This is a genomic window from Rhodococcus sp. 06-1474-1B, assembly GCF_002258885.1.
Classification (GTDB): domain Bacteria; phylum Actinomycetota; class Actinomycetes; order Mycobacteriales; family Mycobacteriaceae; genus Rhodococcoides; species Rhodococcoides fascians.
The window spans coordinates 548,796-558,871 of the sequence record NZ_NOYR01000032.1; the positions used below are offsets into that span (position 1 = coordinate 548,796).

A 10,076-nucleotide genomic window follows, 5' to 3' on the forward strand; every position below is an offset into this window, starting at 1 on the left:
AAGGAGCGTCATCACCATGGCCGAACGCGTCATCCTCGCCTACTCCGGCGGACTCGACACCTCTGTCGCCATCAGCTGGATCGGACGGGAGACCGGCAAGGAGGTCGTCGCTGTTGCCATCGACCTCGGCCAGGGCGGTGAGGACATGAATGTCGTCCGCCAGCGCGCATTGGACTGCGGCGCAGTCGAATCGGTCGTCGTCGACGCCAGGGACGAGTTCGCCGACGAGTACTGCCTGCCGACGGTGCAATCCAACGCGCTGTACATGGATCGGTATCCGTTGGTTTCGGCCATCAGCCGCCCGCTGATCGTCAAGCATCTGGTGGAGAACGCACGTGCGCACGGCGGAACCGTCGTCGCCCACGGATGCACGGGCAAGGGCAACGATCAGGTCCGGTTCGAGGTCGGTTTCAACACGCTCGCTCCGGAGCTCGAAGTGCTGGCACCGGTACGCGATTACGCGTGGACCCGGGAGAAGGCGATCGCGTTCGCCGAGGAGAACGACATTCCGATCAACGTCACCACCAAGTCACCGTTCTCCATCGACCAGAACGTGTGGGGACGAGCAGTGGAGACCGGCTTCCTGGAAGATCTGTGGAACGCGCCGACGAAGGATGTGTACGACTACACCGAGGATCCGACGGTCAACTTCCAGGCACCCGACGAACTGATACTCACGTTCGACAAGGGTCGCCCGGTCGCCATCGACGGCCGTCCGGTGTCGGTGCTCGGTGCGATCCAAGAACTCAACACCCGTGCGGGCGCTCAGGGTGTCGGCCGATTGGACGTCGTCGAGGATCGGCTCGTCGGCATCAAGAGCCGTGAAATCTACGAGGCTCCCGGTGCAATGGTCCTGATCCGTGCGCACGAAGAACTCGAGCACGTGACCCTCGAGCGCGAACTCGGCCGCTACAAGCGTCATACCGACCAGAAGTGGGCCGAGCTGGTCTACGACGGCCTGTGGTACTCGCCGCTCAAGGGTGCACTCGACACGTTCGTTCAGCACACGCAGGAACACGTCTCGGGCGACATCCGCTTGGTGCTGCACGCGGGCGGAATCATCGTCAACGGCCGTCGCAGCGGGGAGTCTTTGTACGACTTCAACCTCGCTACCTACGACGAGGGCGACACGTTCGACCAGTCGGCGGCCAAGGGATTCGTGCAGCTGCACGGGCTCTCCTCCAAGATCGCAGCGAAGCGGGACCTGGGCCTGTGACCACTTCGAGCAACGCACACGGAACCAACGAAGGCTCGCTGTGGGGCGGGCGCTTCGCCTCCGGCCCGGCGGCTGCCATGGCTGCCCTGAGCAAATCGACACACTTCGACTGGGTTCTCGCGCCCTACGACATCCGTGCGTCCATGGCGCACGCTCGGGTTCTGAACGGTGCCGGACTGCTGACCCCGCAGGACCTCGAGACCATGCTCGACGGTTTGCAGCGGCTGGCCGACGACGTGGCGTCCGGTGAGTTCGTCGCGGCCGAGTCGGACGAGGACGTGCACGGCGCCCTCGAACGCGGTTTGATCGACCGGGTCGGACCCGAGGTGGGTGGTCGCCTGCGCGCCGGCCGCTCACGCAACGATCAGGTCGCGACCCTGTTCCGGATGTGGTTGCGCGACGCCGTCCGTCGGGTGGCGGTCGGTGTTCTCGACGTCGTGGACGCATTGGCAACTCAGGCTGCGGCTCACCCCACCGCGGTCATGCCCGGCAAGACTCATTCGCAGGCGGCGCAGCCGGTGTTGTTGGCGCATCATCTGCTCGCACATACCCATCCGCTGCTGCGTGATGTCCAGCGGTTCGCGGACTTCGACAGGCGAGCGGCAGTGTCGCCCTACGGTTCCGGCGCTCTGGCCGGCTCCTCGCTCGGTCTGAGCCCCGAGAAGATCGCCGCCGAACTCGGGTTCGATTCGTCCGCCGAGAACTCGATCGACGCCACGTCCTCGCGTGATTTCGCGGCGGAAGCCGCGTTCGTCCTGGCGATGACAGCGGTGGACCTGTCTCGGTTCGCCGAGGAGGTCATCTCGTGGAGCACACCCGAATACGGTTACGTGACTCTCGCAGATGCATGGTCGACGGGCAGCTCGATCATGCCGCAGAAGAAGAATCCCGACGTCGCGGAGTTGACTCGTGGCAAGACGGGCCGCCTGATCGGAAATCTGACCGGCCTGTTGGCCACCCTCAAGGCACAACCCTTGGCGTACAACCGGGATCTTCAGGAAGACAAGGAGCCGGTCTTCGATTCGGTGGCTCAGCTCGAGTTGCTGCTCCCGGCACTCACCGGTTTGACGGCGACATTGGAGTTCCACACCGATCGCATGGCCGAACTCGCGCCGGCCGGGTTCACGCTCGCCACCGACATCGCCGAATGGATGGTGCGGCAAGGGATTGCGTTCCGGGTAGCTCACGAGGCAGCGGGAGCCTGCGTGCGCGCGGCGGAAGCGCGGGGCGTCGGGCTGGTGGATCTGACCGACGACGAGCTCGCGTCGATCGATCCGGCGCTCACTCCGGCGGTGCGCGAGGTGCTCACCGTGGAGGGTTCCATTTCCTCGCGTGATGCTCGCGGCGGCACCGCGGCGGTTCAGGTGGCGCACCAGCTCGGTGGTGTGCGGGCGACTGCGTCGACGTTGCGCGCGTGGGCCGAGGTGCCGGTGTTGCGGCACTAGTCGACATCCTCGCCGTATTCCACGAGTGTGATGTGAGAAGCTTTCGTCACGCGAAGACCGATGTCGGTCGTTCCGTCGGGGCCGAACGCAGGAGTGTATTTGTGGGACTGAATGCAGACGCGGTACGTGGTCCACTGCGGCGTGCTATCGCAACGGCCCAGAACGGCCTCGAGGTCATCCGGCTGGGTGGTCTCGAGACCGAGGTCGATCCGTCGCCTTTCCGGGTGATGGACCGCGAGCCGATGTATCGGTTGCGGCGTTACTTCCCCGACGACGTTCCCGTGGACAGTCCTCCGGTGGTGCTGATTCCGCCGATGATGGTCTCCGCGGACGTGTACGACGTCACCACCGATCAAGGTGCGGCCGGCATTCTGCACGGCATGGGCATGGACCCGTGGGTGGTCGATTTCGGTTCGCCCGATACCGAAGAGGGCGGGTGGAGCCGTACTCTGGCCGATCACGTCGTCGCCATCAGCGAGGTCGTGGACAAGGTGCACGAGCACACCGGCCGCGACGTTCACCTCGGCGGGTATTCGCAGGGCGGCATGTTCTGCTACCAAGCTGCCGCCTATCGAGGTGGACGAAACCTGGCCAGCCTCATCACGTTCGGGGCTCCGGTCGACACCTTGGCCGGCTTGCCGTTGGGTATCCCGGCCGGTGTCGCTACTCGGGGCGCAGAGTTTCTCGCCGACCATGTATTCACGCGCTTGGCCGTGTCGGGGTGGATGGCGCGGACGGGATTTCAGCTGCTCGACCCGGCGAAGACCGTGCGGTCTCGTTTGGATTTCCTGCGACAGTTGCACGATCGGGAAGCGCTGTTGCCTCGGGAGCCGCAGCGCCGCTTCCTGGCGATGGACGGCTGGGTGGCGTGGTCCGGGCCCGCCGTGGCCGAGTTGCTCAGGCAGTTCGTCGTGCACAACCGCATGATGACCGGCGGCTTCGTCATCAAGGACAGGTTGTTGACGCTTGCCGAGTTGACGGTGCCGGTCTTGGCGTTCGTCGGCGAGGTCGACGACATCGGACAGCCGTTGGCGGTGCGCGGAATCCGGCGTGCCGCACCGCGTGCTCAGGTATTCGAAACAACCTTGCGTGCAGGACATTTCGGTCTCGTGGTGGGTAGCACGGCAGCTGCGCAGACATGGCCGACCACTGGAAACTGGATTCGGTGGCGCGAGAACCTCGGACCGAAGCCCGAGGCCGTGCGCGTCATGGAACACGAAGAGCACTCGGACAGCGACAGCGGAGTGTCGATCACCAACAGGCTCATTCACACCGCTGCCTCCATCGCCGAAGTGGGAGTAGGTGTAGGACGCGGATTGGCGTCGGCCGCGACCGGTGCCGTGCGCGGCACTCGTGAGATCTCGACCGAGGCCGTGCGCACCCTTCCGCGGCTGGCACGGCTGGGGCAGATGCAGCCGCACAGTCGGGTCTCGTTGGGCCGCTTGATCGCTGAGCAGGGAAGAAAGTCCCCGCTCGGCGAGTGCTTCCTCTTCGACGACCGTGTGCACACCTACGACGCCGTCAACGTGCGTATCGACAACGTGGTTCGAGGTCTGATCAGTGTCGGTGTACGGCCGGCGTCGCGCATCGGTGTGCTGATGGAGACCAGGCCGAGTGCCCTCGCCGCCATCGCAGCTCTCTCGCGCATCGGCGCTGTTCCGGTGTTGCTGCAGCCGGGTAGCGACCTCACTGCCGCGTTACGCACCGTGGACGTCGACACCGTGATCGCCGATCCGGAAAATGCCGCGGCGGCCGTTCCGGTCGCGCCCAACGTACTGGTGCTCGGCGGCGGCGAGACGCGGAGGCTCGATGTTCCGGACGGCTACGAAGTGATCGACCTCGAAGCCATCGACCCCGACGCCGTCCGGCTACCGGCCTGGTTCGAGCCGGATCCCGGTCGCGCTCGCGAACTGGCAATGATTCTGTTCACCACCACCGACCGTGGTCTCGAACCGCGATACATCACCAACCATCGCTGGGCACTGTCCGCATTCGGTACCGCGACGACGGCCGCTCTCGGTCCCGGCGATACCGTGTATTGCCTTGCACCGCTCCATCATTCGGCGGGCATACTCGTGACCATCGGCGGCGCGCTTGCCGGCGGATCGAGGATCGCGCTCTCCCGTGGTCTCGATCCCGAGCGCTTCAGGGAAGAGGTGTACCGCTACGGCGTCACTGTCGTCAGCTACACCTGGACGATGATGCAGCAGATCGTCGACGACGGGCGCTTCCCGGTCGACACCGGTCACCCGGTTCGGCTGTTCATCGGCTCCGGTATGCCGGTGGGATTGTGGCGTCGCACCCTGGCGAAGTTCACCCCGGCGCGAGTGCTCGAGTTCTATGCCTCCACCGAGAACGACGTCATTCTGGCCAATGTCGCCGGGACGAAGATCGGCTCGAAGGGACGCCCTCTGCCCGGCAGTGCGCGAGTGGCCCTGGCGGCGTACGACCCGATCACCGGCCGACTCGAAGAGGACGACGACGGATTCGTGCGGCAGTGCCGCGACGACGAGATCGGGCTGCTCCTGGGCCGCCCGAGCGGTGACGGTGAGGCGACCAGCCATGTCATGCGTGGGGTCTTCGAGCCCACCGACGCGTGGATACCCACCGAGAACCTGTTTCGGCGTGATTCGGACGGCGATTACTGGCTCATCGATCGTAAGGACACCGTGGTTCGCTCGGCGCGGGGTCCGGTGTACACCCAGCCGATCGTCGACGCCGTCGGCGATCTCGACCAGGTCGGTTCGGCCGTGGTCTACGGGGTTCGTGTAGCCGTCGACGGGCCACGGTCGATCCGCATGGAAGCGTCGGCCACCGAGGTTGCCGTGTGTGCTGTCTCCCTGCAGCCGGAAGCGGTGATCACCGCTCGCGCTCTCACCGATGCCCTGGGAGTTCTGCTTCCGGACGAGCGCCCGGCGATCGTCCACGTTGTATCCGACATCCCGGTCGGTCGCGCCTATCGACCCAACGCGTCTGCATTGAAACAGGCAGGAATTCCTACGCCGAGCGCACGATCGTGGTACTACGATCCGGAGCCGAACAGCTACCGACGACTGACGAAAGCTGTTGTGGCAGAACGATTCGTGGGACGTCACGCCACCGCCGCGAAGTCTTCCTGACATGAAGGAACGGCCGGCGGCCCCGACGACGGAAACAATCGGCGTTCGGTAGCGTGAACGAAGACCATCACTCCGACTCGGTCGGAGCAGACAGAAGGACACCTGTGGCAATCGACTCGACACTGCTCTCCATCCTCGCGTGCCCTGTGGACAAGGGCCCGCTCCTGCTCGTCGAGGACGAATTGCTCTACAACCCGCGACTGCGTCGCGCATATCCGATAGAAAATGGCATTCCGGTGTTGCTCGCCGACGATGCGCGCGATGTCGACGACACCGAGCACGAGTCGATTCTGGCGCGCGCCACGTCCTAGACCACTTCGTTCATGGTGTCCGCCGGCGCAATGTCGCAGCCGCACCGGTCAACGCTGCCACGGTGAACATCACGACCACGGCGATGTCGGCCCCCATGCGCCTGGTTGCACCGGGGCGGACGGATATCTCCTGCAGGGCGTCCACCAGGTAGCTCAGCGGCAGAAGGTTGCTGACTGCACCAAGCCAACTCGGCATCTGATCGCGGGCCACCAGGAGCCCGCAGAGGAAGAGCTGCGGGATCACGACGACCGGCATGAACTGGACCGCTTGAAATTCGGTACGTGCGAAAGCGCTGCACAACAGCCCGATCGCCACACCGAGCATCGCTCCGAGTACCGCGATCACGAGAACCCACCCGATCGAGCCTTCGATGTCGAGCCCGAGCAATCCGAATGCGAGTGCACACGCGAGCAGCGCCTGCCCTACAGCGGCGAGCGAGAACGCTGAGCCGTAACTCGCGAGCAGGTCCATCTTGGACATCGGTGTGGTCAGCAGGCGTTCGAGTGTTCCCGTGCTGCGTTCACGCTGCATCGAGATCGACGTGAGCAGAAACATGACGACGAAGGGCAGAATGCCGAGCATCGTGATCGCAATTCGATCGAACGACGATTGTTGGTTCGCCGGAGCCGGGACGTCTCGGTACAGGAAATACAGCAACGCCATCAGTAGAGACGGCACGAGCAGGACCATGGCCACCGATCGGTGATCGGCTCTGAGCTGGCGCAGGATTCGACCCGTACCCGCTACGTAGATTCGTGCGTTCACGATGTCTGTTCCGTGGATCTGATGAGCGAGAGGAATGCGCGGTCGAGGTTCGTTTCCTTCGTCCGCGCCAGTAGCGCTTCGGGGCTCGATCGGTACAGGACAGCACCGTCGCGCATCAGTACGAGCTGGCTGCAGTGTTCTGCCTCCTCCATCACGTGGCTCGAGACCAGCACTGTCGTGCCTGCCGCTGCGATTGCGGCGAATCGTGACCACAGTTCCGAGCGAAGGACGGGATCCAACCCGACCGTCGGCTCGTCGAGGACGATGAGTTCGGGTTCGGCGACCAGCGCGCTGGCCAGGGAGACCCGGCTCAGTTGGCCACCGGAGAGCTCACCCGCCCGCGACGCCGCATGGTCGGTGAGTCCGACAGCCTCGATGGCGGACGCCACCTCGGAGTGGCGGCGACCGTACAGCGACCCGAAGTACTGCACGTTCTCGCGAACGGTGAGGTCTCGGTACACGCTCGGTGCCTGCGTCACGTACCCGACAGTGCGGCGCAGGGAGGCGGAGCCGGCTGGGCATCCGAGCACTGTCACGGTTCCGCCGGCAACGATCTGCGTGCCGACGATGGCGCGCATCAGCGTGGTCTTTCCGCAGCCCGATGGGCCGAGGAGGCCGGTGATGGCAGCCCGCGGGATCGTCAGGGACAGATTGTGCAGCACCGTTCGGTTGCCGCGGCGAACCGTCAACCCTGTGATCTCGACGGCATGTTGCCCGGTGAACGCCATGTCGGCCTCCAGACTCTCATCGATCGATGCAGTCATAGCCCCGTCGATGCCTCGAGGTCAAGGGTTCAGCATCATGGGACGGGTGAACGCTGCTGACTTGGAAATCGGAGAGCCGGACGACGCAGCCCGACGTATCCTCGGGGCCACCGTCCATGCAGGCGCGGTGTCGGTGCGCATCGTGGAGGTCGAGGCATACGGCGGTCCGGTCGACGGTCCGTGGCCCGATCCCGCTGCGCATTCTTTCCGTGGTCCGACACCCCGAAATTCCGTGATGTTCGGTCCGGCGGGTCGGCTGTACGTCTATCTGAGTTACGGCATGCACCTGTGCATGAACGTCAGTTGCGGGCCGGACGGGACGGCTGCTGCCGTCCTGCTTCGAGCCGGGCAGGTAATTGCAGGTCACGATTTCGTCGACGGCAGGCGCGGTGGCGGAAAGTCGCGAACAGCGCGGGTCGAGGCCGGGTGGGCTCGAGGGCCCGGCAATCTCGGACGAGCACTCGGAGTGGGACTTGCCGACAACGGGACCGATCTGTTCGACGCGTCGTCACCGATCACCCTCGAGCTGCTCGAACATCCGCTGGGCGACGAGGCGTTGAAAGCCGGTCCACGCGTGGGTGTGAGCGTGGCAGCAGACAGACCGTGGCGTTTCTGGCTACCGGCCTCGCCTGCAGTGTCGAACTACCGGCGCAGTCCCCGGGCTCCCCAGCCCGGCTTGCGTGAGGGCTGAACGAGGCGGCGGCAAGTGCATGCGGGAAGATCGACGTCGTGAGCGAGAACATCATCGACGAATTGACCTGGCGCGGACTGATCGCGCAGTCCACCGACGTGGAAGCACTGAAGAAGGCCACCTCGGACGGGCCGATCACGTTGTACTCCGGTTTCGACCCGACCGGACCCTCGCTCCACGCCGGCCACCTCGTTCCGCTGCTCGCCTTGAAGCGGTTCCAGCGGGCCGGTCATCGGCCGATCATTCTGGCGGGCGGCGCAACCGGACTGATCGGTGATCCTCGCGATGTGGGGGAGCGGACCATGAACTCCCGTGAGGTGGTCACCGAATGGGCGTCGCGTATCCGGGGGCAGCTCGAACGGTTCGTAGACCTGGACGACGGCCCTACCGGTGGCGTGGTGGTCAACAACCTGTCCTGGACAGGGGAGCTGTCCACCATCGACTTCCTCCGAGACGTCGGCAAACACTTCTCGATCAACGTCATGCTCGCGCGGGAGACGGTCAAGACTCGGCTCGAGGGCGACGGCATGTCGTACACCGAGTTCAGCTACATGCTGTTGCAGGCCAACGACTACGTCCAGCTGCGCCGGGAGTACGGCTGCAGTCTGCAGATCGGTGGCTCGGATCAGTGGGGCAACATCATCGCCGGCGTGGAACTGAACCGTCGGCAGGACGCCGAACAGGTTCACGCGCTGACCGTTCCCCTGGTCACGTCGTCGGACGGCAAGAAGTTCGGTAAGTCCACCGGTGGTGGCAGTCTCTGGTTGGACCCCGAGATGACCAGCCCGTACGCCTGGTACCAGTACTTCGTGAACACCGGTGACGCCGATGTGGTCAAGTACCTGCGCTGGTTCACGTTCCTGTCCCAGGACGAACTGGCCGAATTGGAGACAGCAACCGAGGAGCGACCGCACGCGCGAGAAGCTCAGAAGCGACTGGCAGCAGAGATGACGACTCTGGTTCACGGCGAAGAGGCGACTCGCTCGGTCGAACTCGCCAGCCAAGCACTGTTCGGGCGGGCCGAGCTCACCGACCTCGACGAGAGCACTCTGGCAGCGGCGTTGCACGAGGCATCTGTGGCCGACATCGAGGTGGGTGCTCCGAACACGATCGTCGACCTCCTTGTCGCGACAGGGTTGAGCGAGAGCAAGGGTGCTGCGCGACGGGCGGTCAAAGAGGGCGGGGCAGCGGTGAACAACGTCAAGATCGCCGACGAGAACTGGACACCGTCGAGCGACGACCTCTTGCACGGACAATGGTTGGTGGTCCGGCGCGGGAAGCGGAACTTTGCGGGAGCACGCGTGGCTCGCTGAATCCAGGATCGGCCAGTGGCCGGAGTCACATTGATGTAATTTGGTTTGGACATCCGCTCGAGGGGCAATCCATAGAGCGCGACCAGGCTGTTCACACCGATTGTGTCCGAACGACCTGGGGATTTGACGCGTTGTTATCCGGGGCGTAACTTTGTCCAAGTCAGAGCGACACGGACGCCAGCCCAGACCGCAAGGCCTGAGCGAAGCGGACGCGCTCTACACAATCTGGTTCGGATACTACTTCGGTTGTGTCTTAACCGCGGATCGAAGGCCAGTTTGACTGAGCCCGACCATCCGATCTAAGCTGGAACGGTTGCCCCGGACACCGACGAGATCATCTCGGACGTGAATGGTGTGTGCGTGTTCTTTGAGAACTCAACAGTGTGTCGATGAATGTCAGTGCCGAATTTTATTTGGTGAAAGCATTCGATGTATCAGCCATCCGCTTGTG

General features: G+C 64.4%; 8 protein-coding genes. 6 read left to right on the forward strand and 2 right to left on the reverse strand.

Features of this window, described 5'->3' with window-relative positions; all coding sequences use genetic code 11:
- Positions 1-16: 16 nt before the first annotated feature.
- From CH266_RS20445 to CH266_RS20460, 4 genes are all read left to right on the forward strand, one after another.
- Positions 17-1,216, forward strand: a complete 1,200-nt coding sequence (locus CH266_RS20445) for an argininosuccinate synthase (RefSeq protein WP_032370344.1) — start codon at positions 17-19, stop codon at positions 1,214-1,216.
- Positions 1,213-2,661, forward strand: a complete 1,449-nt coding sequence (argH, locus tag CH266_RS20450) for an argininosuccinate lyase (protein ID WP_027497230.1) — start codon at positions 1,213-1,215, stop codon at positions 2,659-2,661. The genes CH266_RS20445 and argH overlap by 4 nt, the downstream gene beginning before the upstream one ends.
- A gap of 101 nt (positions 2,662-2,762) precedes the next feature.
- The gene (locus CH266_RS20455; RefSeq protein ID WP_094716060.1) at positions 2,763-5,780 is read left to right on the forward strand and encodes an AMP-binding protein; all 3,018 of its coding nucleotides are present in this window, start codon (positions 2,763-2,765) and stop codon (positions 5,778-5,780) included.
- A 104-nt stretch (positions 5,781-5,884) separates the two neighbouring features.
- Positions 5,885-6,091, forward strand: a complete 207-nt coding sequence (locus CH266_RS20460; protein WP_032400023.1) for a Trm112 family protein — start codon at positions 5,885-5,887, stop codon at positions 6,089-6,091.
- Between the two features lie 10 nt (positions 6,092-6,101).
- Here CH266_RS20460 and CH266_RS20465 read toward each other — a convergent pair whose 3' ends face one another.
- Together CH266_RS20465 and CH266_RS20470 are read right to left on the reverse strand one after the other, a co-directional pair.
- Positions 6,102-6,857 (reverse strand): ABC transporter permease, encoded by a 756-nt coding sequence (locus CH266_RS20465; RefSeq protein WP_094716026.1) that lies wholly within the window; start codon positions 6,855-6,857, stop codon positions 6,102-6,104.
- Positions 6,854-7,585, reverse strand: a complete 732-nt coding sequence (locus tag CH266_RS20470; RefSeq protein WP_094716061.1) for an ABC transporter ATP-binding protein — start codon at positions 7,583-7,585, stop codon at positions 6,854-6,856. The genes CH266_RS20465 and CH266_RS20470 overlap by 4 nt, the downstream gene beginning before the upstream one ends.
- Before the next feature lie 73 nt (positions 7,586-7,658).
- On the opposite strand from CH266_RS20470, the gene CH266_RS20475 reads away from it, so the two are divergent.
- Positions 7,659-8,312, forward strand: coding sequence for a DNA-3-methyladenine glycosylase (locus CH266_RS20475; RefSeq protein WP_094716062.1), 654 nt, complete (start codon positions 7,659-7,661; stop codon positions 8,310-8,312).
- Between the two features lie 38 nt (positions 8,313-8,350).
- Positions 8,351-9,625 (forward strand): tyrosine--tRNA ligase, encoded by a 1,275-nt coding sequence (tyrS, locus tag CH266_RS20480; protein WP_027497224.1) that lies wholly within the window; start codon positions 8,351-8,353, stop codon positions 9,623-9,625.
- Positions 9,626-10,076: the final 451 nt, after the last annotated feature.

Coding starts and splice junctions, on each gene's coding strand:
- CH266_RS20470 (WP_094716061.1), bottom strand. CDS start 7,585: ATGGCGTTCACCGGGCAACATGCCGTCGAGATCACAGGGTTGACGGTT.
- CH266_RS20445 (WP_032370344.1), top strand. CDS start 17: ATGGCCGAACGCGTCATCCTCGCCTACTCCGGCGGACTCGACACCTCT.
- CH266_RS20475 (WP_094716062.1), top strand. CDS start 7,659: ATGGGACGGGTGAACGCTGCTGACTTGGAAATCGGAGAGCCGGACGAC.